Here is a 22032-nt window from a genome sequence, read left to right on the forward strand (position 1 = left end):
AGAGGAGCGGTAAATGATCCTGATCGCAATGGGTGTGTCGGGTGCGGGCAAGACGCGCATCGGCGAGTTGCTGGCTGAGCGCCTGCATTGCAGCTTCACCGACGGCGACGCTTTTCATAGCGAAGCCAACAAGAAGAAGATGCACGACGGCATCCCGCTCACCGACGATGACCGCTGGCCGTGGCTGCGCACGATCCGCGCGGCCATCGAGGAAAAGCTGCGTGCGCACGAGACGGCCGTGTTCACGTGCTCGTCGCTCAAGCGTTCGTATCGCGACATCCTGCGTGGCGGCGACCGCGACGTGTGCTTCGTGTACCTGAAGGGCAGCATCGAGGTGCTGCACGAGCGTCTGGCGTCGCGCACGGGCCACTTCTTCGATCCGTCGCTGCTGCAAAGCCAGCTCGACACGCTCGAAGCGCCGGGCGTGGACGAGGCGATCGAGGTGAGCATCGAGCACACACCCGAGCAGATCGTCGACGAGGTGATGAAGCAGCTGGAGACGCGTCGCGCGAGCTGATCGCTCAATGCGGATGTGAAGGATGTGACGGATATGAAAAAAGGCGCTTCGTTCATTGTGAACGAAGCGCCTTTTTGTTTGCTTTGGGTTTGTAACGGCGTGCTGGCTGCGCCGATGCGGGCGAACCCGCCGGCGCGGCGCGCAGTGCTTACGAAATGCGCTTGGCCAGTTCCGCTGCCTTGCCGATGTACGACGCGGGCGTCATCTCGAGCAGACGCTTTTTCGCGTCTTCGGGAATCGCCAGGCCGCCGACGAACGTCTGCAGCGCTTCGCGCGTGATGCCCTTGCCGCGTGTGAGTTCCTTCAACTGCTCGTACGGATTCTCGATGCCATAGCGGCGCATGACCGTCTGCACTGGCTCGGCGAGCACTTCCCACGTGGCGTCGAGGTCGTCGTTCAAGCGCTGCGGGTTCACTTCGAGCTTGTCCAGACCGCGGATCAGCGCGTCGTATGCGAGCAGCGAATAGCCGAACGCGACGCCGATGTTGCGCAGCACCGTCGAGTCGGTGAGGTCGCGCTGCCAGCGCGAGACCGGCAACTTGTCGGCGAGGTGGCGCAGCGTGGCGTTCGCGAGGCCGAGGTTGCCTTCCGAGTTTTCGAAGTCGATCGGGTTGACCTTGTGCGGCATCGTCGACGAGCCGATCTCGCCGGCCTTGGTCTTCTGCTTGAAGTAGCCGAGCGAGATGTAGCCCCACACGTCGCGGTCGAGGTCGAGCAGGATCGTGTTGGCGCGCGCGACGGCGTCGAACAGTTCCGCCATATAGTCGTGCGGCTCGATCTGGATCGTGTACGGGTTGAACACGAGCTTCAAACGCTTCTCGACGACTTCCTTCGAGAACGCTTCCCAGTCGAATTCCGGATACGCCGAGAGATGCGCGTTGAAGTTGCCCACCGCGCCGTTCATCTTGCCGAGCAACTCGACCTTTTCGATGCGCTGGATCGCACGTGCGAGACGCGCCGCGACGTTGGCGATTTCCTTGCCGAGCGTCGTGGGGCTCGCGGGCTGACCGTGCGTGCGCGAGAGCATCGGCTGGTCGGCGTGCGCGTGCGCGAGCTTCACGAGGCGCTCGTACACCGAGCGCAGTGCCGGCAGGACCACATGCTCGCGGGCGCCCGCGAGCATCAGGCCGTGCGAGGTATTGTTGATGTCTTCCGAGGTGCAGGCGAAGTGGATGAATTCGCTCGCGCGCTCCAGTTCCGGCTGGCCCTTCACCGATTCCTTGAGCCAGTACTCGACGGCCTTCACGTCATGGTTCGTCACGCGCTCGATGTCCTTGATGCGCGCGGCGTCGTGCGCCGTGAAGTTCTCGGCGAGCTTGAGCAGGAATTGCTCCGAGGCTTCCGAGAAGCGCGGCACTTCCGCAAAGCCGGCTTGCGAGAGCGCGATCAGCCAGTGGATTTCCACGGTCACGCGGTTGCGCATGAAGGCGGCTTCCGAGAGCCAGTCGCGCAGGGCTTCGGTCTTCGAGGCATAGCGGCCGTCGAGCGGGGAGAGCGCGTTGAGCGCGAAGAGGGTATCGGGACGAGTGTCGGACATGATGGGGACGTAACGTATGGCGTTACGATCAGAAAGGAACCGGGGGGAGCCGGATATTTTATCACCACGCTGACAGGGGCCGGGCAGGAAAGCCATCTGCAAGGGCCGAGCCCCGACACCAGCCGCGAGAAACGCGAGTGGGCGCTTTCGAACTCCTCTGACGGACTGGCGATATGAGACGGAGATATCGTAACGAGGTCGGCGGCGTTCGCCGCCTTGTGCTTTCCCGATCAGCATGAACCACGAATCCGTTCTTTCCTCGTCCGGCGCTCCCGGCCATGAGATCGCCATGCTTCTCGAAGCCGGCCTCGAGCATCATCGCGCGGGCCGGCTCGACGAGGCTCAGGCGCTTTATCGGCGTATTCTCGAATCGCGACCGGATCATCCCGGCGCGCTGCACTACCTCGGCGTAATGGCGCTCAATCGAGGCGACTTTGTGAGCGCGGCTGAGTTTATGGATTGCGCGCTCGCGCAAGTGCCCGGCGACGCTGAAATACTCTCCAATCGCGGCGTGGTCGCGGCGCGGCTGGGCGATCATGCCGCCGCCGCCGCGTTGCAGCGCAAGGCTATCGAGATCGCGCCTGACTTCGCCAACGCGCACAACAATCTTGGTAACGCGCTGATGGAACTCGGCGATTTCGCGTGCGCGGAGCAGCACTACCGGCGGGCGCGCTTGCTCGACCCGCGCTCGGCGCATTTCGCGTTCAATCTGGGCCGCGCGCTCGAAAAGGCCGGCCGCGCTCCGGAGGCTATTGCGCAGTATCAGGACGCGTGTGCGCTCGAACCGGACGACACGCAAACGCTCATGCATCTCGGCAAGCTCCTGCGCGCGGCTGCGGAGCATGCGCAGGCCGCGGCCTGCTTCGAGCGGATCGTCCTGCTCGAACCGGAGAACGCTAACGCGCACTTCGAGCTGGGTTACGTCTACGACGCGATGCACCGGTATGAGGAGGCGATTCCTCACTATCGGCGCGCGGTGGCGCTCAAGCCCGACGCGGCGGGCGCCGTGAACAATCTCGCGTTCGCGCTCACGGCACTCGCGCGCTACGACGAAGCAGAAGTGAACTATCGCCGCGCGCTCGAACTAAGTCCAGGCCTGCCGGAACCGCAGTTCCAGCTCGGCATGCTGCTGCTTCGGCGCGGCGAATATGCGAGGGGCTGGCCGCTCTTCGAAAACCGCAAGACCACGACGGTCGGCAAGCCCAATTATCGCAAGCTGCCGTGCGCCGAATGGCAGGGCGAGCCGCCAGCGGGCAAGCGCTTTCTGATTGCGCGCGAGCAGGGCGTGGGCGACCAGATCCAGTTCGTGCGCTACGCGAGCCTGCTTGCCGCGATGGGCGCGCAGGTCGACGCGTGGGTCGCGCCGGAACTGGCCTCGCTCGCCGCGACGGTGCCGGGCGTGGCGCATGTGCTCGACACCGCGCCCGGCGACACAGCGCTCTCTGAGCGCTACGACTACTGGTGCGACGTGATGAGCTTGCCGCTGAAGTTTCCCGGCCGGCCGATCCATGCGCCTGTGTCCTACATGCACGCCGATGCCGGGCAGGCCGTCGCCTGGCGCGCCCGCGTGGACGCGCTCGCGGGCGGCGCAGGGCGCCGCATCGGGCTCGTCTGGGCCGGTAATCCACGCCACCTTTTTGATGCGTTCCGCTCGGTGCCGCTCGCGACCTTGTTGCCGCTCGCCGCGCTCGAGGGCAATGCGTGGTTCGCGATCCAGAAGGGACCGGGCGCCGCGCAGCTTGCCGACGTGGCGGGGCGCTGGCCCCTTCATGCACTCGGCGACGATCTCCACGATTTCGCGAGCACAGCCGCGCTCATCGAGAGCCTCGATCTCGTGATCACCGTCGATACCTCGGTTGCGCATCTCGCGGGCGCGCTCGGCAAGCCGGTGTGGGTGCTGCTTGCCGCACAGCCCGACTGGCGCTGGGGCATGGGGCGCACCGATTCGGTCTGGTATCCGTCGGCACGGGTGTTCCGGCAGTCCACGCTCGGCTACTGGGGTGGCGTGGTGAGCGAGCTGGAGGCCGCGCTGGCGACCGAACACAGCCGAACGGGAACCGAAGCCGGACGAACCAAAAGAGACCCGGGCAGGCTCGAGCGGGCCTAGAATGCGGACTTCTCATCCGCACTCTGGCTTCGCATGGAACTCAAATGGCTCGAAGACTTCGTTTCGCTAGCGGAAACGCATAGTTTCAGCCGCTCGGCCGAGTTGCGGCATGTGACGCAGCCGGCGTTCTCGCGTCGCATTCAGGCGCTCGAAGCGTGGCTCGGCACCGAACTGATCGATCGTTCGGTCTACCCCACGCGGCTTACCTCGGCGGGCCAGGTGTTCTACGAGCAGGCGCTCGCGATGCTCTCGCAGTTTCACGAGGCGCGCACGCTGCTGCGCGGCCACACGGCCACGCCCGCCGCGACGATCGAATTCGCGGTGCCTCACACGCTCTCGCTCACGTATTTCCCGCGCTGGCTTCAACGCATCGAAGCGAAGCTCGGCCGAATCCACACGCGCCTGCGCGCGCTGAACGTGCACGATGCAGTGCTCTCGCTCGTGGAGGGCGGCTGCGATCTCGTGATGGGCTATCACCATCCGAGCCACCCGGTGACGCTCGATCCGGCGCGCTACGACACGCTCACGCTCGGCATCGAGCCGATCAGCCCGTACTCCGCGCCGCAGCGCGCGGGCCGCGCGCGCTACACGCTGCCCGGCACGGCCGATGCGCCCTCGCCGTATCTCTCCTACACGCCGAACGCCTACCTGGGCCGCATGACCGAGGTGATCGTCGCCAATGCGCCGACGCGGCTGTACCTGGACCGCGTCTACGAAACCGACATGGCCGAAGGCCTCAAGGCGATGGCGCTCGCGGGCCACGGCATCGCATTCCTGCCGCACAGCGCGGTGGAGGACTCCGTCGCGCAAGGCAATCTGATCCGGCTCGACCGCGGCACGCGCGGCGTGCCCGAGGGCCAGTTCACGCTCGACATGGAGATTCGTCTCTATCGCGACAAGCTCGCCTCGCAGGGCGACGACGCGCGCGAAGCGCTCGTGCGCGCGCTCTGGGACGTGGTGAGCGACGAGGTCGCGCGCGGCTAGCGCGACGCCAGCACGATGCGGCTGCGGATCGGTGAGTGATTGCGCGAAACTTACGGCGCTGTAACCCGATCGCCATCCCCCTCCACCATATAGTCGCCGGCGACAGCTTCTTTCGATTTTGGAAACGTTATGCGCGAAAAGCATAATGGGATGATCAAACGGCATTGGATTTCGTGTGGGTGTTTTCTGACAATGGCACCACTTCATCGATCGCTGGAGCGTTCATGTCTTCCCAATCGCAGTCTGCAGTGTCTTCGGTTCCGTCCTATCTTCATGCGGACGATCTCGGTCCGTGGGGCAACTATCTTCGTCAGGTCGACCGCGTGGCGCCGTATCTCGGCCCGCTCTCGCGCTGGCTCGAAACGCTCAAGCGTCCGAAGCGTATCCTGATCGTCGACTGCCCGATCGAGCTCGATAACGGCACCGTTGCGCACTTCGAAGGCTATCGCGTACAACACAACGTCTCGCGCGGTCCCGGCAAGGGCGGCGTGCGTTACCACCAGGACGTTACGCTCTCCGAAGTGATGGCGCTGTCCGCGTGGATGTCGGTGAAGAACGCTGCAGTGAACGTGCCGTACGGCGGTGCGAAGGGTGGCATCCGCGTCGATCCGCGCACGCTGTCGCGTGGTGAGCTCGAGCGCGTGACGCGCCGCTACACCAGCGAGATCGGCATCATCATCGGACCGAACACCGACATTCCCGCGCCGGACGTGAACACGAACGAGCAGATCATGGCGTGGATGATGGACACGTACTCGATGAACCAGGGCCAGACGGCCACGGGCGTCGTGACGGGCAAGCCCATCTCGCTCGGCGGCTCGCTCGGCCGTCGCGAGGCAACGGGCCGTGGCGTGTTCGTCGTGGGCTGCGAAGCGGCGCGCCGCAAGGGCCTGTCGATCGAAGGCGCACGCATCGCCGTGCAGGGCTTCGGCAACGTGGGCGGCATCGCCGCGCGCCTGTTCCAGGAAGCGGGCTCGAAGCTCGTGGCCGTGCAGGATCACACGGGCTCGCTTTACAAGTCGACGGGTATGGACGCAGCGGCGCTGCTCGAGCACGTCGCCAAGACGGGCGGCGTGGCGGGCTTCGGCGGCGCTGACATGCTCAGCAACGAAGAATTCTGGACTATCGAAACCGATATCCTGATTCCGGCCGCACTCGAAAACCAGATCACCGAACACAACGCGGGCAAGATCCGCACGAAGATCATCGTGGAAGGCGCGAACGGCCCGACCACGACGGCTGCCGACGACATCCTGCACGACAAGGGCGTCCTCATTATTCCGGACGTGGTGGCGAACGCGGGTGGCGTGACCGTTTCGTACTTCGAGTGGGTGCAGGACTTCTCGAGCTTCTTCTGGACCGAGGGCGAGATCAACGAGCGTCTGGAGCGCGTGATGCGCGAAGCGTTCACGGCAGTCTGGCAAGTCGCGAGCGAGCAGGGCGTGTCGATGCGTACGGCAGCGTTTATCGTTGCGTGCAAGCGCATTCTGATGGCGCGCGAAATGCGCGGCCTGTATCCCTGATCGAAGCGCGATCGCGCTGAGCAAGGCCTCCGGCAGCGGTAAAAATTACGCTTTAGATCGTTGCTGAAAGAAGGCGGGCGGCCCCCAAAAGGGGCCGCCCGTTTGTGCATTTCCCGGTGGCCGTGCGCCCAGGCAACGCCAGGGTCCATCTTTATTCTTTCAATAAAATTACTTTGCTACACTGGCGGCGATTCTTGCCAAGGAGATCAAGGATGAAATTCAAAAAGGCGGCGCTCGTTCTCGCTACCCTCGGTTTCGTTGCTGCGAGTGCGCATGCGCAGGACTCGGGAACGCTGAAGAAAATCAAGGACACGGGCGTCATCGCGCTGGGTCACCGCGAATCGTCGATTCCGTTTTCGTACTACGACGACAAGCAGAATGTGGTTGGCTACTCGCAAGACTTCGCGATGAAGATCGTCGAAGCGGTTAAGCAGAAGCTCAACATGCCTAACCTCAAGGTCAAGATGGTGCCCATCACGTCGCAGAACCGCATTCCGCTCGTGCAGAACGGCACGATCGACATCGAATGCGGCTCCACGACCAACAACGCCGAACGTCAGCAGCAGGCTGCCTTCACGAACACGATTTTCGTGATCGGCACGCGCCTCATGACGAAAAAAGATTCGGGCATCAAGGACTTCGCCGACCTGAAGGGCAAGACCGTCGTGACGACGGCAGGCACGACGTCCGAGCGCCTGCTGCGCAAGATGAACCAGGACAAGAGCCTGGGCATGAACATCATCAGCGCGAAGGACCATGGCGAGTCGTTCATGACGCTTTCCACCGGCCGTGCGGTGGCGTTCATGATGGACGACGCGCTGCTCGCGGGCGAGCGCGCGAAGTCGAACCATCCGGGCGATTTCGTGATTGTCGGCACGCCGCAATCGCATGAGGCATACGGCTGCATGATGCGCAAGAACGACCCCGAGTTCAAGAAGGTCGCCGACGAGGCCATCGCGAAGGTCGAGACCTCGGGCCAGGCCGACGCAATCTACAAGAAGTGGTTCGAATCGCCGATTCCGCCGAAGGGGCTCAACCTGAACTTCCCGGAAAGCGAGGATATGAAGGTGCTCTTCAAGAGCCCGAACGACAAGGCAATCGACTGAGCTTGGCGCAAGCCTGATCGGCGTATAAAACAGAACGGAAGAAGCCGCGCTTCTTCCGTTCTTTTTGTTGGAGGCTCTTCATGTCCTACCACTGGAACTGGGGCATTTTGCTCAGCCCGGTCTCGACGGGCGAACCCACCACCTATCTCGGCTGGCTGATCTCGGGCCTCTGGGTGACGGTCTCGGTGTCGCTGTGTGCTTGGGTGATCGCGCTCATCGTCGGCTCGTTCTTCGGCGTGCTGCGCACGCTGCCGAACAAATTCGCCGCCGGCGCGGGCACGGTCTATGTCGCGATCTTCCGCAACATCCCGCTCATCGCGCAGTTCTTCATCTGGTACTTCGTGCTGCCGGAAATCCTGCCGCCCTCGCTTGGCAATGCGTTCAAGCAGTCGCCGCCGGGCGTGCAGTTCTTCACCGCGTCGGTCATCTGTCTCGGGCTCTTCACGGCGGCGCGCGTGTGCGAGCAGGTGCGCTCGGGCATCAACGCACTGCCGCGCGGCCAGCGCGCTGCTGGTTTTGCGATGGGCTTCACGCAGTGGCAGACGTATCGTTATGTACTGCTGCCGGTTGCCTACCGCATCATCGTGCCGCCGCTCACCTCCGAGTTTCTCAACATCTTCAAGAACTCGGCGGTCGCATCGACCATCGGCCTGCTCGATCTTTCCGCGCAGGCGCGCCAGCTCGTCGACTACACCGCGCAAAGCTATGAGTCGTTCATCTCGGTCACGCTCGCCTACGTGCTGATCAATCTGGTCGTCATGGCGCTGATGCGTTGGGTCGAGGCGAAGTCCAGGCTGCCCGGCTATATCGGAGGCAAGTGATGCATCATTTCGACTGGAGCGGTATTCCGGGCGCGCTGCCTACTCTTTGGACGGGCGCGATCGTCACGTTCAAGATCACGGTGTGCGCGATCATCGTGGGTATTCTGTGGGGGACGCTGATTGCGCTCATGCGCCTGTCGGGCGTGACGCTGCTCGGATGGTTCGCACGGGGCTATGTCACGGTGTTCCGCTCGATCCCGCTCGTGATGGTCCTGCTGTGGTTCTTCCTGATCGTGCCGCAGTTGCTGCAGAGCCTGCTCGACCTGTCGCCCGACATCGACATTCGCCTCGCTTCCGCCATGATCGCGTTTTCGCTGTTCGAGGCCGCGTATTATTCGGAGATCATTCGCGCGGGTATTCAGGCGGTGCCGCGCGGGCAGGTGAATGCGTCGTTCGCGCTTGGCATGCGCTACGGCCAGGCCATGCGCTATGTGGTGCTGCCGCAGGCGTTTCGCGCGATGGTGCCGCTTCTGCTCACGCAGGCCATCGTGCTCTTTCAGGACACCTCGCTCGTCTACGTGATCAGTCTCGCCGACTTCTTCCGCACGTCCACCAATATCGGCGATCGTGACGGAACGATGGTCGAGATGGTACTGTTTGCGGGCGCATGCTATTTCGTGATCTGCGTGATCGCGTCGAGCCTTGTGAAAGGTCTTCAGAAAAAGGTCGCAAGATGATTTCAATTAAGAACGTTTCGAAGTGGTACGGCCCGTTCCAGGTGCTGACCGACTGCACGACGGAAGTGAAGAAGGGTGAAGTGGTGGTGGTGTGCGGGCCGTCGGGCTCGGGCAAGTCCACGCTCATCAAGACCGTCAACGGGCTCGAGCCGTTCCAGCAGGGCGAGATTCTCGTGAACGGACAGTCGGTGGGCGACAAGCGCACCAACCTCTCGAAGTTGCGCGCGAAAGTGGGCATGGTGTTCCAGCACTTCGAGCTGTTCCCGCATCTGTCGATCACCGAGAACCTCACGCTCGCGCAGATCAAGGTGCTCGGCCGCGGCAAGGACGAAGCCACCACGAAGGGCCTGAAGCTGCTTGACCGCGTGGGCCTGCGCGCGCATGCCGACAAATACCCGGGCCAGCTCTCGGGCGGTCAGCAGCAGCGCGTGGCGATTGCGCGTGCGCTTTCGATGGACCCCATCGCGATGCTGTTCGACGAGCCCACCTCCGCACTCGACCCCGAGATGATCAACGAGGTGCTCGACGTGATGGTGGAGCTCGCGCAAGAAGGCATGACCATGATGTGCGTGACGCACGAAATGGGCTTCGCGAAGAAGGTCGCGCACCGCGTGATCTTCATGGACCAGGGGCTCATCGTGGAGGACGACAAGAAGGAAGCGTTCTTCGCCAGCCCGAAGTCGGACCGCGCGAAGGACTTTCTCGCGAAGATCCTGCACTGAGCGTTTCGCGCCGGGCATGAAAAAACCGCGCAGGCCTTCGGGCCTTGCGCGGTTTTTTTTCGTTCGGGCGGCGAGGGTGCTTCGCGCGCGCCAGACCGGTTTTATTCCTGCATTAGCGCAGCCTCATTCGCCCCAAGTCTGCAAGGCGGCCGCAGCTTGCGGATCCACCGCGCCCGGCTGGGCCACGCGCGATGCGCTTGCGGAGGCATCCATCGACGGATTCCTGAGCTTGTCGAGCACCTTCTGCGGCACCGGCACGCTCGCACGCGCGGCGACGTCGCCGTGCTGGAACATCAGCAGGTCGCCGGGGGCGAAGCGCGTCCAGACTTCGTTGTCGGTGAGCGGCGCGGTGGCGATCACGGACACGCGGTCTTCGGGCGTGGTGTATTTCGCGAAGTCGATCGATACGTCGGCGTCGACCAGATGTGCCGTGGAAAACGGCCAGCTACGCACCAGGTAGTAGAGATGCGTCGAGCAATGCGCGAACAGCGCCTGGCCGTTCGACATCAGGAAGTTGAACACGCCGAACTGCGTGATCTCGCGCGTGAGCGATTCCAGCGCCGCGAAAAGTTCGTCGAGCGGCGGCTGTGTACCCGGAAATGCCTTGCGCAGACCTTCCAGCAGCATGCAGAAGGCCTGCTCGCTATCGGTGGTGCCAACCGGCTGATAGATGCCCGAGATGCCCGGATTGAAGTCCTGCAAGTCGCCGTTGTGCGCGAAGATCCAGTGGCGGCCCCAGAGCTCGCGCTGGAACGGGTGGCAGTTCTCGAGCGACGTGTGCCCCTGGGTGGCCTTGCGGATATGGGCGATGGTATTGCGCGACTTGATCGGGTAGCGCTTGACCATCTCGGCGATGGGCGAGCGCGCCGATGCCTCGTGGTCGATGAAGAGGCGGCAGGCCTTGTCTTCGAAGAACGCGATGCCCCAGCCGTCGGCGTGGTGGTCGGTGACGCCGCCGCGCGCCGCGAATCCTGTGAAGGAGAACGTGACGTCCGTTGGCGCGGCGCAGTTCATTCCGAGAAGTTGGCACATGGTGCTTAAAGTACGTAACGCAGGTACCGTTGCGGCGGGTGAGGCCCGACGTGCGACCCGGTACAATGATGATTTTCCAAGCATATCACCGGGCTGCGGCGCGCTGGCACCAAATTTGTCGGATGCATTCCCGGCGGGCGAGAAAGCGCGCTGGCGGGACATTCGTGCCTGGTAGTTGCCGTTCGAGTTGCCGTTCGGGCTGTCGTGCGCGCGCGACGCCGCGCGCCTGCCGCTGCGTCGCTTCGATGCCTTGCTTCGCTGCCTTGCAGTCCGTGCTTTGCCGTCCACGCCTCGTAGCCTAATTTCGCTGTCCGATCATCAGCCGCGCATCGCGCCTCACACTAGCCATGAACGCTTCTACTCCCACGACTCTCACGCTCGCCCGCCCCGACGACTGGCACCTGCACGTGCGCGACGGCGCGATGCTCGCGGCGGTGCTGCCGCACACGGCGCGCCAGTTCGGCCGCGCGATCATCATGCCGAACCTGAAGCCGCCGGTCACGACCACCGAGCTGGCGGCCGCTTACCGCGAGCGCATTCTCGCGGCGGTGCCCGCGGGCGTGCAGTTCGAGCCGCTGATGACGCTCTATCTCACCGACAACACGCCGCCCGAGGAAATCCGCCGTGCAAAGGCGAGTGGGTTCGTGCATGGCGTGAAGCTCTACCCGGCGGGCGCGACCACCAACTCGGACGCGGGCGTGACCGACATCCGTAAATGTGCGAAGACGCTCGAGGCGATGCAGGAAGTGGGCATGCCGCTCCTGGTGCACGGTGAAGTGACGAACGCGGACATCGATCTGTTCGATCGCGAGAAGGTCTTCATCGACCGCGTGATGACGCCGGTGCGCCGCGATTTTCCCGCGCTGAAGGTGGTCTTCGAGCACATCACGACGAAGGACGCCGTCGATTACATTCGCGCGGACCACGCGGCGCCTGGCCTGCTGGGCGCGACGATCACGGCGCACCACCTGCTGTACAACCGCAACGCGCTGTTCCAGGGCGGCATCCGTCCGCATTACTACTGCCTGCCGGTGCTCAAGCGCGAGACGCATCGCGTGGCGCTCGTCGACGCGGCCACTTCCGGCGACGCGCGCTTTTTCCTCGGCACCGACAGCGCGCCGCATCCGAAGGGCCTGAAGGAGCATGCATGCGGCTGCGCGGGCTGCTATACGGCGCTGCATGCGCTCGAGCTTTATGCCGAGGCGTTCGACAACGCCGGCGCGCTCGACAAGCTCGAAGGCTTTGCGAGCTTTTTCGGCGCGGACTTCTACGGCCTGCCGCGCAGCGCGGAAACGGTCACGCTGCGCCGCGAGCAGTGGACGCTCCCGGCGGAAGTGAGCGTCGGCGACGCGCCGGTCGTGCCGCTGCGTGGCGGCGAGACGATCGGCTGGAAGCTGGTTTGAGCGTTGCGACGCCCGGCACAGCGACGCCCGGCACAGCGACGCCCGGCACAGCGACGTCCGGCACAGCGACGCTTGGCACAGCGACGCTTGGCACAGCGACGCTTGGCACGGCGACGCTTGGCACGGCGACGCTTGGCACGGCGACGCCCGGCGTTGCGACGCCCGGTGCGCCGATGCCCGCCACAGCGACGCCCGACGGACCACACCCGAGGCCGCCTCGCCGGACTTTGCCCGAGGGCAGTTTCGCCGACATCGACTGGGCGCGCCCCTGGTTCGCCCAGCACGAAGCGCGCGGCCGGCGCTGGCAGCAGGCCGCGCTGGCGGGCTACGCGCACTATCTCGACGAACTGAACGCGGATGCGCACGCCGCGCGGCAGTTCACGGGCCGCGGCCAGCAGCTCGCGTTCATCGCGCAGGACGATCTTCCCGAGGGCGCGGCCTACGAGGCGCACATTGCCGCGACGGGTTGCGTGCCCACGCGCCACAACCTCCACGACTTCTTCAACGCGCTGGCCTGGTTCGCGTTCCCTCGCATCAAGGCGGCGCTCAACGCGCGCCAGGCGGCGGCGATCGACGTGCTGGGCGTGGGACCCACGCGCGGCGGCGTGCGCGACGCGCTCACGTTGTTCGACGAGAACGCGGTGCTGTTCGCGAGCGCCGACCCCGCGCTCACGCAGGCGCTGCGCGGTTTCGACTGGCGCGCGCTGTTCGTCGACGGACGCGCGGCATGGGAGTCGGCCGCGAGCGAGACGGCGGGGGCGATGGCGGCTGTGATGCACGGTCTGGCACACGCTCCGGCGCGCTGCGAAGTGCACGTGTTCGGCCATGCGCTGCTGGAAAAATTGATCGCACCCTATGCGGCGTGCACGGCGCACGCCTGGGTGGTCGATGTGCCGCCGGCGTACTTCGCGTGGCCGCGCGCGCAGCGAAATGCGTATCTCGACGAAACGGTGAGCGCGACGCTCGCCGCCGACGCGCAACTGAACGGGCGCAGCTTCTCGCCGCTGCCGGTGCTCGGTATTCCGGGCTGGTGGGCGCCAAATGAAGCCCCGTCGTTCTACGACGACATCACGATCTTTCGCCCGGGACGGCGCGCGCGCTGAGCGCGCCGCGCATGACTCATCGGGCGCATCGGGCGCGATATGCCGCCCCGTGCTAATATCGCGCCTGCGCAAAGCAGGCCAGGCAGTCGCGGCCCCGAGGTTCACGCCGAGGGGGCGAGGAAAGTCCGGACTCCACAGGGCAGGGTGATGGCTAACGGCCATCCGTGGCGACACGCGGAACAGGGCAACAGAGAACAGACCGCCGATGGCCCGATTTCGGTCGGGATCAGGTAAGGGTGAAACGGTGCGGTAAGAGCGCACCGCGTCTGCGGCGACGTAGACGGCACGGTAACCTCCACCCGGAGCAATTCCAAGTAGGCAGGCGCGCATCTTCGAGATGCAGGACGGGGCCCCCGTCTCGTCTGCGGGTAGGAAGCTTGAGCGCGTCAGCAATGGCGCGCCTAGAGGAATGGCTGCCACGCGCGGCGTGCCTTCGGGCGTGGCGCGTGCACAGAATCCGGCTTATCGGCCTGCTTTGCCACCTCATTCCCGCCGCGTTTCCTCTCGAAGCGACGGCAAAAAGCCGGCGCACTCCATCGGAGCGCGCCGGCTTTTTTTACGTCGACACGGCGAGCGGATCGAGTGCGATCCCGGCGCGATTCAAGCGTTACTTAAGCCGCGACGATCTCGAACGAGTGCGTGATTTCGGCCGTTTTGCCGATCATGATCGACGCCGAGCAATACTTGTCGTGCGAGAGATTGATCGCGCGCTCGACGGTGGCCGGGTTCAGATTCTTGCCGGTCACGGTGAAGTGGAAGTGGATCTTCGTGAAGACCTTGGGGTCTTCGCTCGCGCGTTCGGCCTTCAGCGTCACGTTGCAGCCGCTCACTTCCTGACGGCTCTTCTTCAGAATCAGGACCACGTCGTAGGCCGTGCAGCCGCCCGTGCCGAGCAGCACCATTTCCATCGGGCGCGGCGCGAGGTTGTGGCCGCCGCCTTCCGGCGCGCCGTCCATGTTGACGAGATGGCCGCTACCCGTTTCGGCTGCGAACGCCATGCCGTCCTGACCCATCCAGCTTACTTTGCATTCCATGCGTTTGCCCCTGCGCAAAAATTCTCGATTTAGCCGGCATTGTAGCCCGGCCCTACTGGTATGTCCGGGGGGACAGGGCGCATCCGGATGATGCGTCCTGATTGAATGTTGCGACGCGGCATCTTGGGAACAAGCCGGAATTCCCTCATGCAATTAGGGATTTTGCTCTAGCCGCCACGTGCGGTTTGGCGCGCCCCATTTCATAGTTGATTGATTTATATAGAAAATATCTGGTTTGCCGCTTGCCTCTTCGTTTTCACATTGTGAGGCCTGTTTTCATGATGTAAATTCCCTTGCATTGCACAAGCCGATCCGTATAATTCATCTCATTGGTTGTCGTGCTTCACGACACCTCAGCATGTCTCCTCCACCCTCCTCCAAAAGGTGGATTAAGCCCGAACAACGCGTTCGGGCTTTTTTTATTTCTACATGACACCAAAAATTTGGCTCGGCTGGATTTTTTCCTTTATAATCGTGGGTTTCCCGCATCCATGCCCGCGGGAAACTGGGAGTCCGTAAAGGGAACCCCAGAACAGGGAGAGCCTGCGCCGGCGCCGACGAGCGTCACCATACAAGCAGGACAGAATCAGGGCACAGCATATTTTTTGGATCGATCATGAAGACTTTTTCCGCCAAGGCACATGAAGTGCAGCGCGAATGGTACGTGATTGACGCGACGGATAAGGTTCTCGGCCGTGTCGCCAGCGAAGTGGCACGCCGTCTTCGCGGCAAGCACAAGCCTGAGTTCACCCCGCACGTCGACACGGGTGATTTCATCATCATCATCAACGCCGGCAAGCTGAAGGTCACGGGCAACAAGACCACCGACAAGAAGTACTACCGTCACTCGGGCTACCCGGGCGGTATCTACGAAACGACGTTCGGCAAGATGCAAGAACGCTTCCCGGGCCGCGCGCTCGAGAAGGCCGTGAAGGGCATGCTGCCGAAGGGCCCGCTCGGCTACGCGATGATCAAGAAGCTGAAGGTCTACGCTGAAGCAACGCACCCGCACTCGGCGCAACAGCCGAAAGCGCTCGAGATCTAAGGGGAGCCCACATGATCGGTAACTGGAATTACGGTACGGGCCGCCGCAAGAGCGCCGTCGCTCGTGTCTTCATCAAGTCGGGCAAGGGCGACATCATCGTCAACGGCAAGCCCATCGCCGACTACTTCTCGCGCGAAACGTCGCTGATGATCGTGCGTCAACCGCTGGAACTCACGAACCACGGCACGACGTTCGACATCAAGGTGAACGTGAACGGCGGCGGCGAAACCGGCCAGGCCGGCGCAGTTCGCCACGGCATCACGCGCGCGCTGATGGACTACGACGCAACGCTCAAGCCGGCACTGTCGCAAGCTGGCTTCGTCACCCGCGATGCACGTGAAGTGGAACGTAAGAAGGTCGGTTTCCACAAGGCACGTCGCCGCAAGCAGTTCTCGAAGCGTTAATTTCGTATTGGCGCTTTGGTTCGCGCCCATTCCTTCGCGGGAGCGGGTGCGATGCCACTGCAAAAGCCGTCCGCGCTTATTGCGCCGGGCGGCTTTTTCGTTTGGATTTCGTTTGGCTTTTTCATGCTGTTGAACAATGAAGCCCGAGACGAGATGCATCAGCCGCAAAAAAGTGGCGAGAAACCCTTGATTTTCTGGGCTTAAGCACGATCTGCCGAAGAGCCCTACAATAGCGGCTAGAAGCTTTTTTGGAGAGTTCGAATGAGCGCTGTCACTGAGACCCCCGTGACTGAAATGCCCGGTCCCTTCGTCTTCACCGACGCTGCGGCTGACAAGGTCAAGCAACTGATCGACGAGGAAGGCAATCCGGAGCTGAAGCTGCGCGTGTTCGTGCAGGGCGGCGGCTGCTCGGGCTTCCAGTACGGATTCACGTTTGACGAGACCGTCAACGAAGACGACACCGTGATGAACAAGAACGGTGTCCAGTTGCTGATCGACTCGATGAGCTATCAGTACCTCATCGGTGCCGAGATCGACTACAAGGACGATCTGAACGGCGCGCAGTTCGTCATCAAGAACCCGAACGCCACGACCACTTGTGGTTGCGGCTCGTCGTTCTCGGTTTGAACGAGCAGCACAGCAGGCATTGAAAAACGGGGCATCAAGCCCCGTTTTTCATTTCCGCGCCCGCGGTTTTTATCGCGCTATGTTGCGATCTCGCTATCTCGGATAAATCGCCCCCAGCACGCGTTCGCCCGCCGCGCCCGTCACGGCCGGCAGATTGCCCGGCTCGCGCGCAACGCAGCGCATCGCGAGCCATGCGAAGGCGAGCGGCTCCACCTGCTGCGGCGGCACGCCCAGCGCGTCGGTTGTCGTGACCGGCACACACGCCACGCCGCCCGTCTCCAGCGCCTTTTGCAGCGCGCCCATCAACGCTTTGTTGCGTGCGCCGCCGCCGCACACATAAACGGCGCGGCAGTCCCCCGCATGACGCTCGATCTCGCGCGCGACGCTCACCGCGGTGAGCGCGACCAGCGTTGCCTGCACGTCGGCCGGGGCGAGCGATTCGAAACCCTTCAGCTTCTCGTCGAGCCACTGGACGTTGAAGAGATCGCGCCCCGTGCTCTTGGGTGGCTGCTCCTCGAAGAACGGCTCGTCGAGCAATACGTTCAGGAGCGGTTGATGCAGATTGCCGCTCGCCGCGAACTGGCCGTTGTCGTCGTAGGGCTTGCCCAGATACCGCTCGGCCCACAGGTCGAGCAGAGCATTGGCCGGGCCGCAGTCGAAGCCGCGCACCGCGCCCGTCGCTGCAAGGATTGTGATGTTGCTGATGCCACCGAGATTGCAGACCACGCGCGTTTGCTCGTGCGAGCCGAACAGCGTCGCGTGAAAAGCCGGCACGAGCGGCGCGCCTTGACCGCCCGAGGCGACGTCGCGGCTGCGGAAATCGGCGATCACGTCGATGCGCGCCAGCTCCGCGAGCAGCGCGGGATTCTGGATCTGCACCGTGAAGCCTTTCTCGGGCCGATGACGGATGGTCTGGCCGTGGGCGCCGATGGCGCGCACCTCGTCGGCGGAGAGATTGCCGGCGCGCAGCAGCTCGTGGCAGCAGACCGCATAGCGTGCCGCGAGCGCATTGCCCGCGAGCGAGGCGCGCACGATCTCGTTCTCGCCGGGCTGCTGGAGCGAAAAGAGCGCATCGCGCAGGCCCTGAGCGAAGCCCACGAAGGCTTCGGCCAGCACCACGGGCCGCTTGCCGTGCTCGAATCGCACGGCGATGCCGTCCACGCCGTCCATGCTGGTGCCCGACATCAGGCCGAAATACACGCCGTCGGCGGGGTATGCGCTGTCTTTGCGTGCGTCGCGTGGCGCCACGATGCTGCTCCTTTCGTGAGTGCGTGAGTGTGAGGCGGGGGGCTGGCGGTGATTATCACGTAAAATTGCGCTCTAAACCCAACGAAACGATCGAAGCATGAGCACCGAGTCCATCTCAAGCAATGGCGCTAACAGCAGCGCCAAAGACGCCTTTCCGGTCACCGACGAAGTCCGTCACGCGCTCGCCGTCACGAAGCGCGGCGTGGACGAATTGCTGATCGAAGAAGAATTCCAGCAGAAACTCGCCCGCAGCGCCGCGACGGGCAAGCCGCTGCGCATCAAGCTCGGCCTCGATCCGACCGCGCCCGACATCCACGTTGGCCACACGGTCGTGCTCAACAAGATGCGCCAGCTCCAGGATCTCGGCCACACGGTGATTTTCCTGATTGGCGACTTCACCTCGCTGATCGGCGACCCGTCGGGCCGCAACGCCACGCGCCCGCCGCTCACGCGCGAGCAGATCGAGTCGAACGCGAAAACCTACTTCGAGCAGGCCGCGCTCGTGCTCGACCGCGAGAAGACCGAGATCCGCTACAACAGCGAATGGTCGATGCCGCTCGGCGCCGACGGCATGATCAAGCTCGCGTCGCGCTATACGGTCGCGCGTATTCTCGAGCGCGAGGACTTCACCAAGCGCTTCCAGGGCGGCGTGCCCATCTCGATCCACGAATTCCTCTACCCGCTGATGCAGGGCTACGACTCGGTCGCGCTCAACGCCGACCTCGAGCTCGGCGGCACGGACCAGAAGTTCAACCTGCTCGTGGGCCGCGAACTGCAGAAGCAGTACGGCCAGGAACAGCAGTGCATTCTCACGATGCCGCTGCTCGAAGGCCTCGACGGCGTCGAGAAGATGTCGAAGTCGAAGAACAACTACATCGGCATCAGCGAGAAGCCCAACGACATGTTCGGCAAGCTCATGAGCATCTCCGACACGCTGATGTGGCGTTATTTCACGCTGCTCTCGTTCCGTCCGATGGACGAAATCGAAGGCTTCAAGCGCGAGATCGAAGCGGGCCGCAACCCGCGCGACTTCAAGGTGCTGCTCGCGCAGGAGATCGTTGCGCGCTTTCACTCGCAGGGCGACGCCGAGCGCGCGCTCGAAGACTTCAACCACCGCGCGAAGGGCGGCGTGCCCGACGACATCCCGTCGGTCACGCTCGCGGGCGCGCCGCTCGCGATCGGCCAGTTGCTCAAGCAGGCGGGGCTCGTGCCGTCCACGAGCGAAGCGCTGCGAAATATCGAGCAGGGCGGCGTGAAGATCGACGGCGCCACCGTGTCCGACAAGGGCCTGAAGGTCGAAGCGGGCGAGTTCGTCGTGCAGGTGGGCAAGCGCCGCTTCGCGCGCGTGATGCTCACCGCGTGATGACGGTTCGCGTTTTTGCAGGCCTGGGCGCGATGCACGTGCGCACGCTGAAGGAGCGCACGCGATGATCGCGCTGATTCAACGTGTGCGTCGTGCGGAAGTTCGTGTGGATGAGCGCGTGACCGGCGCGATCGGCCAAGGCCTGCTTGCGCTCGTTTGCGCGGAACGCGGCGACACCGAAGCCAGCGCCGACAAGCTGCTCGCGAAGCTGCTGGGCTACCGCGTGTTCAGCGACGCGGCGGGCAAGATGAACCTGCCGGTGCAGAACATCGACGGCAACGGCACGGCGGGCGGCCTCCTGCTGGTCTCGCAGTTCACGCTTGCCGCCGATACCAACAGCGGCCTGCGTCCGAGCTTTACACCCGCCGCGCCGCCCGACGAAGGGCGCCGTCTGTTCGACTATTTCGTCGCCGCTGCGCGCGACAAGCACCCGACAGTCGAGACCGGCGAGTTCGGCGCCGACATGCAGGTCTCGCTCGTCAATGACGGACCGGTCACGTTCTGGCTGCAGGTGCGCAATTAATCCACGACGCAGCCACGACTACGCAGCCACGATTACGCAGTCCCGACCACGCAGCCATGACCACGCAGATTCTCTTCATTCGCCACGGCGAAACCGCCTGGAACCGCATCAAGCGCATCCAGGGGCACATCGATATTCCGCTCGCCGGGAGCGGCGTCGAGCAGGCCCGATTGCTCGCAGCGCGTTGTGCGCGCGAGGCGCGCGCGGGTGTACGCCTCGACGCGATCTGGTCGAGCGACCTGATGCGCGCGCAACAAACCGCGCAGCCCATTGCCGAAGCGCTTGGGTTGTCGCTCCAGCTGACCGAAGGCCTGCGCGAGCGTAACTACGGTGCCTTCCAGGGCCACGACAGCGACGCCATCGCCGAACGCTTTCCCGACGAATACGCGCACTGGCAAACGCGCGACCCCGGTTTCGCTCCGCCCGAGGGCGAGTCGCACCGCGCGTTCTACCACCGCGTGCTGCACGCGCTGGAGCCGATCCTCGCTAAGCATCGCGATGGGCGCATCGCCTGCGTCGCGCATGGCGGCGTGCTCGATTGCATCTATCGCTTCGCGAACGGCCTCGCGCTCGACGCGCCGCGCGCCTGGCCGCTGCTCAATACGAGCGTGAACGTCGTCGACTTCGAGCGCGACGGTGCGGTGACGCGAGCACGCGTGGTCGCGTGGGGCGACGTCTCGCATCTGCCGGCCGCGAGCGCTGACGACAGCTTCAGGCACGCGTCCAGTCACACCGCCGAAACGAGCCGCTAACACCACGCGGTCCGTAGCGCCGGTCGTCTCGCGACCGGCGCGTTTCACCGCAGCAGCGTCCGCTGCGAACGTCAAGTCTCTTACCTGCCACTTTCAATGGCTTTCCAAAGGCCAACCGCAAACTGGTTGCGCCTGCTACCATTTGCCAGACCTTGGTGCTTCGCCGCGCGTTGAAGAGGGACGCGCACATCACGTGCAGGCGATGTCGGCGAGGCCGGGGTTGCGTACGAAAAAGCGAAAGGCAGTTTTTGGAACTGCAGTGACAAGAACAAACCGCAGGAGATTCTCAATGACGTTCAAGCTTCACAAGCTGTTGCCGGTGAGCGCCGCTGTCGTGACGTTCGCCGCGAGTCTGGCCACGGTGTCGGCCAATGCTTGCGCAGACGAAGTCGTCAAGATCGGTCACGTGGGTCCGCTCACGGGCGGCTCGGCCCACCTCGGCAAGGACAACGAAAACGGCGCGCGTCTCGCCATCGAAGAGATCAACGCGAAGGGCCTCACGATCGGCGGCCAGAAGGTCACGCTCGTGCTCGACGGCCAGGACGACGCGGCCGACCCGCGCCAGGCCACTCAGGTGGCGCAGAAGCTCGTCGACGACAAGGTCGTGGCCGTGATCGGCCATCTGAACTCGGGCGCGTCGATTCCTGCATCGAAGATCTATAGCGACGCGGGCATCGTGCAGATCTCGCCTTCGTCGACGAATCCGACCTACACGCAGCAGGGCTTCAAGACCACCTATCGCGTGGTGGCGACCGACGCGCAGCAGGGTCCCGCGCTCGCCAACTTCGCGGCCAAAAGCCTGAACGTGAAGACCGTTGCCGTGGTCGACGATTCGACCTCCTATGGCCAGGGTCTCGCGAACGAGTTCGAGAAGACCGCGAAGTCGCTCGGTCTGAAGGTCGTCTCGCACGATGCGACCAACGACAAGGCCGTCGATTTCCGCGCGATCCTCACCAAGATCAAGGGCGAGAACCCGGACGCGATCATGTACGGCGGCATGGACGCCACCGGCGGCCCGTTCGCCAAGCAAGCCAAGCAGCTTGGCCTGCGCGCGAAGGTGCTGGCGGGCGACGGCGTGTGCACGGAAAGCCTCGCACAACTCGCGGGCACGGCCGCCGACAACATCGTCTGCTCGCAGGCCGGCATGGCGCTTGAGCGCATGGACGGCGGCGCGGCCTTCTCGGCGAAGTACCAGAAGCGCTTTGGCCATGCGGTCGAATACGATGCGCCGTTCACCTACGATGCGGTGTACATCGTCGTCGATGCGATGAAGCGTGCGAACTCGACCGACCATGCGAAGGTCCTCGCGCAGATTCCGGGCACCGACTACAAGGGTGTGATCGGCGAAACGGTGTTCGATTCGAAGGGCGACCTGAAGCACGGCGTGATCTCGCTCTACAACTACAAGGCGGGCAAGAAGACGCTGCTCGACGTGGTGAAGATGTAAGACGCGCCCGGTCTCGAACCGGTCGGCGTTTCCGATGGGCGGCCAGCCTGCGCAAGC

General features: G+C 63.9%; 22 protein-coding genes and 1 other RNA gene. 19 read left to right on the top strand and 4 right to left on the bottom strand.

Features of this window, described 5'->3' with window-relative positions; genetic code table 11:
- Nucleotides 1-13 precede the first annotated feature (13 nt).
- Nucleotides 14-517 (top strand): gluconokinase, encoded by a 504-nt coding sequence (locus tag L5014_RS13800; RefSeq protein ID WP_238464305.1) that lies wholly within the window; start codon nt 14-16, stop codon nt 515-517.
- A 148-nt stretch (nt 518-665) separates the two neighbouring features.
- Here L5014_RS13800 and purB read toward each other — a convergent pair whose 3' ends face one another.
- Nucleotides 666-2054 carry an adenylosuccinate lyase gene (gene purB, locus L5014_RS13805; protein WP_238464306.1) on the bottom strand — a complete coding sequence of 463 codons (1389 nt, stop codon included), beginning with the start codon at nt 2052-2054 and terminating at the stop codon, nt 666-668.
- Between the two features lie 289 nt (nt 2055-2343).
- Between purB and L5014_RS13810 the strand changes: the two genes are divergently transcribed.
- From L5014_RS13810 to L5014_RS13840, 7 genes are all read left to right on the top strand, one after another.
- Nucleotides 2344-4161 carry a tetratricopeptide repeat protein gene (locus L5014_RS13810; protein WP_238464307.1) on the top strand — a complete coding sequence of 606 codons (1818 nt, stop codon included), beginning with the start codon at nt 2344-2346 and terminating at the stop codon, nt 4159-4161.
- 33 nt (nt 4162-4194) lie between these two features.
- Nucleotides 4195-5145 (top strand): LysR substrate-binding domain-containing protein, encoded by a 951-nt coding sequence (locus L5014_RS13815; RefSeq protein ID WP_238464308.1) that lies wholly within the window; start codon nt 4195-4197, stop codon nt 5143-5145.
- A 224-nt stretch (nt 5146-5369) separates the two neighbouring features.
- Nucleotides 5370-6668 carry a Glu/Leu/Phe/Val family dehydrogenase gene (locus L5014_RS13820; RefSeq protein WP_238464309.1) on the top strand — a complete coding sequence of 433 codons (1299 nt, stop codon included), beginning with the start codon at nt 5370-5372 and terminating at the stop codon, nt 6666-6668.
- Between the two features lie 212 nt (nt 6669-6880).
- The gene (locus L5014_RS13825; RefSeq protein WP_238464310.1) at nt 6881-7774 is read left to right on the top strand and encodes a glutamate/aspartate ABC transporter substrate-binding protein; all 894 of its coding nucleotides are present in this window, start codon (nt 6881-6883) and stop codon (nt 7772-7774) included.
- An 80-nt stretch (nt 7775-7854) separates the two neighbouring features.
- The gene (locus L5014_RS13830) at nt 7855-8595 is read left to right on the top strand and encodes an amino acid ABC transporter permease (protein ID WP_238464311.1); all 741 of its coding nucleotides are present in this window, start codon (nt 7855-7857) and stop codon (nt 8593-8595) included.
- Nucleotides 8595-9272 (top strand): glutamate/aspartate ABC transporter permease GltK, encoded by a 678-nt coding sequence (gltK, locus tag L5014_RS13835; protein WP_238464312.1) that lies wholly within the window; start codon nt 8595-8597, stop codon nt 9270-9272. Before L5014_RS13830 ends, gltK begins: the two co-directional genes overlap by 1 nt.
- On the top strand, nt 9269-9994 hold the full coding sequence (locus L5014_RS13840; RefSeq protein ID WP_238464313.1) for an amino acid ABC transporter ATP-binding protein: 726 nt from the start codon (nt 9269-9271) through the stop codon (nt 9992-9994). The genes gltK and L5014_RS13840 overlap by 4 nt, the downstream gene beginning before the upstream one ends.
- Nucleotides 9995-10117: 123 nt before the next feature.
- On the opposite strand, the gene L5014_RS13845 is transcribed toward L5014_RS13840, so the two are convergent.
- On the bottom strand, nt 10118-11026 hold the full coding sequence (locus L5014_RS13845; protein WP_238464314.1) for a class II glutamine amidotransferase: 909 nt from the start codon (nt 11024-11026) through the stop codon (nt 10118-10120).
- Nucleotides 11027-11373: 347 nt separating this feature from the next.
- Between L5014_RS13845 and pyrC the strand changes: the two genes are divergently transcribed.
- The 3 genes from pyrC (at nt 11374) to rnpB (ending at nt 14013) form a co-directional block, all read left to right on the top strand.
- On the top strand, nt 11374-12429 hold the full coding sequence (gene pyrC / locus L5014_RS13850; protein ID WP_238464315.1) for a dihydroorotase: 1056 nt from the start codon (nt 11374-11376) through the stop codon (nt 12427-12429).
- Nucleotides 12430-12602: 173 nt separating this feature from the next.
- Nucleotides 12603-13532 (top strand): DUF3025 domain-containing protein, encoded by a 930-nt coding sequence (locus L5014_RS13855; RefSeq protein ID WP_420800068.1) that lies wholly within the window; start codon nt 12603-12605, stop codon nt 13530-13532.
- 70 nt (nt 13533-13602) lie between these two features.
- Nucleotides 13603-14013, top strand: an RNA gene (gene rnpB / locus L5014_RS13860) — RNase P RNA component class A.
- A 130-nt stretch (nt 14014-14143) separates the two neighbouring features.
- On the opposite strand, the gene L5014_RS13865 is transcribed toward rnpB, so the two are convergent.
- Complete coding sequence (locus tag L5014_RS13865; protein WP_238464317.1) at nt 14144-14566, bottom strand: OsmC family protein; 423 nt, start codon at nt 14564-14566, stop codon at nt 14144-14146.
- 616 nt (nt 14567-15182) lie between these two features.
- Here L5014_RS13865 and rplM point away from each other — a divergent pair.
- The 4 genes from rplM to erpA are packed head-to-tail and all read left to right on the top strand — an operon-like array spanning nt 15183 to nt 16642.
- Nucleotides 15183-15611 carry a 50S ribosomal protein L13 gene (gene rplM, locus L5014_RS13870; protein ID WP_028201949.1) on the top strand — a complete coding sequence of 143 codons (429 nt, stop codon included), beginning with the start codon at nt 15183-15185 and terminating at the stop codon, nt 15609-15611.
- A gap of 11 nt (nt 15612-15622) precedes the next feature.
- Complete coding sequence (gene rpsI, locus L5014_RS13875; RefSeq protein ID WP_238464318.1) at nt 15623-16015, top strand: 30S ribosomal protein S9; 393 nt, start codon at nt 15623-15625, stop codon at nt 16013-16015.
- Between the two features lie 51 nt (nt 16016-16066).
- Complete coding sequence (locus tag L5014_RS13880; RefSeq protein ID WP_238464319.1) at nt 16067-16219, top strand: hypothetical protein; 153 nt, start codon at nt 16067-16069, stop codon at nt 16217-16219.
- 57 nt (nt 16220-16276) lie between these two features.
- Nucleotides 16277-16642 carry an iron-sulfur cluster insertion protein ErpA gene (erpA, locus tag L5014_RS13885; protein ID WP_213297552.1) on the top strand — a complete coding sequence of 122 codons (366 nt, stop codon included), beginning with the start codon at nt 16277-16279 and terminating at the stop codon, nt 16640-16642.
- A gap of 93 nt (nt 16643-16735) precedes the next feature.
- On the opposite strand, the gene L5014_RS13890 is transcribed toward erpA, so the two are convergent.
- Entirely contained in the window at nt 16736-17890 is a 1155-nt protein-coding gene (locus L5014_RS13890; RefSeq protein ID WP_338019288.1) for an anhydro-N-acetylmuramic acid kinase, read from the bottom strand.
- A gap of 97 nt (nt 17891-17987) precedes the next feature.
- On the opposite strand from L5014_RS13890, the gene tyrS reads away from it, so the two are divergent.
- The 4 genes from tyrS (at nt 17988) to L5014_RS13910 (ending at nt 21975) form a co-directional block, all read left to right on the top strand.
- Complete coding sequence (gene tyrS / locus L5014_RS13895) at nt 17988-19253, top strand: tyrosine--tRNA ligase (protein ID WP_238464320.1); 1266 nt, start codon at nt 17988-17990, stop codon at nt 19251-19253.
- A gap of 64 nt (nt 19254-19317) precedes the next feature.
- Nucleotides 19318-19776, top strand: coding sequence for a D-aminoacyl-tRNA deacylase (gene dtd, locus L5014_RS13900; RefSeq protein ID WP_238464321.1), 459 nt, complete (start codon nt 19318-19320; stop codon nt 19774-19776).
- A 56-nt stretch (nt 19777-19832) separates the two neighbouring features.
- Entirely contained in the window at nt 19833-20528 is a 696-nt protein-coding gene (locus L5014_RS13905) for a histidine phosphatase family protein (RefSeq protein WP_238464322.1), read from the top strand.
- Nucleotides 20529-20817: 289 nt separating this feature from the next.
- Nucleotides 20818-21975 (top strand): branched-chain amino acid ABC transporter substrate-binding protein, encoded by a 1158-nt coding sequence (locus tag L5014_RS13910; RefSeq protein WP_238464323.1) that lies wholly within the window; start codon nt 20818-20820, stop codon nt 21973-21975.
- Nucleotides 21976-22032 lie beyond the last annotated feature (57 nt).

It is taken from the genome of Paraburkholderia tagetis, assembly GCF_022213065.1.
GTDB classification, from domain to species: Bacteria; Pseudomonadota; Gammaproteobacteria; order Burkholderiales; family Burkholderiaceae; genus Paraburkholderia; species Paraburkholderia tagetis.

Excerpts from the sequence above, each read along its gene's own strand:
- erpA (WP_213297552.1), top strand. The coding sequence starts at position 16,277 with ATGAGCGCTGTCACTGAGACCCCCGTGACTGAAATGCCCGGTCCCTTC.
- pyrC (WP_238464315.1), top strand. The coding sequence starts at position 11,374 with ATGAACGCTTCTACTCCCACGACTCTCACGCTCGCCCGCCCCGACGAC.
- purB (WP_238464306.1), bottom strand. The coding sequence starts at position 2,054 with ATGTCCGACACTCGTCCCGATACCCTCTTCGCGCTCAACGCGCTCTCC.
- L5014_RS13810 (WP_238464307.1), top strand. The coding sequence starts at position 2,344 with ATGCTTCTCGAAGCCGGCCTCGAGCATCATCGCGCGGGCCGGCTCGAC.
- tyrS (WP_238464320.1), top strand. The coding sequence starts at position 17,988 with ATGAGCACCGAGTCCATCTCAAGCAATGGCGCTAACAGCAGCGCCAAA.
- L5014_RS13800 (WP_238464305.1), top strand. The coding sequence starts at position 14 with ATGATCCTGATCGCAATGGGTGTGTCGGGTGCGGGCAAGACGCGCATC.
- rpsI (WP_238464318.1), top strand. The coding sequence starts at position 15,623 with ATGATCGGTAACTGGAATTACGGTACGGGCCGCCGCAAGAGCGCCGTC.
- L5014_RS13880 (WP_238464319.1), top strand. The coding sequence starts at position 16,067 with ATGCCACTGCAAAAGCCGTCCGCGCTTATTGCGCCGGGCGGCTTTTTC.
- L5014_RS13825 (WP_238464310.1), top strand. The coding sequence starts at position 6,881 with ATGAAATTCAAAAAGGCGGCGCTCGTTCTCGCTACCCTCGGTTTCGTT.
- L5014_RS13815 (WP_238464308.1), top strand. The coding sequence starts at position 4,195 with ATGGAACTCAAATGGCTCGAAGACTTCGTTTCGCTAGCGGAAACGCAT.
- L5014_RS13905 (WP_238464322.1), top strand. The coding sequence starts at position 19,833 with ATGACCACGCAGATTCTCTTCATTCGCCACGGCGAAACCGCCTGGAAC.
- L5014_RS13840 (WP_238464313.1), top strand. The coding sequence starts at position 9,269 with ATGATTTCAATTAAGAACGTTTCGAAGTGGTACGGCCCGTTCCAGGTG.
- L5014_RS13865 (WP_238464317.1), bottom strand. The coding sequence starts at position 14,566 with ATGGAATGCAAAGTAAGCTGGATGGGTCAGGACGGCATGGCGTTCGCA.
- L5014_RS13830 (WP_238464311.1), top strand. The coding sequence starts at position 7,855 with ATGTCCTACCACTGGAACTGGGGCATTTTGCTCAGCCCGGTCTCGACG.
- L5014_RS13855 (WP_420800068.1), top strand. The coding sequence starts at position 12,603 with ATGCCCGCCACAGCGACGCCCGACGGACCACACCCGAGGCCGCCTCGC.
- dtd (WP_238464321.1), top strand. The coding sequence starts at position 19,318 with ATGATCGCGCTGATTCAACGTGTGCGTCGTGCGGAAGTTCGTGTGGAT.
- rplM (WP_028201949.1), top strand. The coding sequence starts at position 15,183 with ATGAAGACTTTTTCCGCCAAGGCACATGAAGTGCAGCGCGAATGGTAC.
- L5014_RS13910 (WP_238464323.1), top strand. The coding sequence starts at position 20,818 with ATGACGTTCAAGCTTCACAAGCTGTTGCCGGTGAGCGCCGCTGTCGTG.
- L5014_RS13820 (WP_238464309.1), top strand. The coding sequence starts at position 5,370 with ATGTCTTCCCAATCGCAGTCTGCAGTGTCTTCGGTTCCGTCCTATCTT.
- L5014_RS13845 (WP_238464314.1), bottom strand. The coding sequence starts at position 11,026 with ATGTGCCAACTTCTCGGAATGAACTGCGCCGCGCCAACGGACGTCACG.
- gltK (WP_238464312.1), top strand. The coding sequence starts at position 8,595 with ATGCATCATTTCGACTGGAGCGGTATTCCGGGCGCGCTGCCTACTCTT.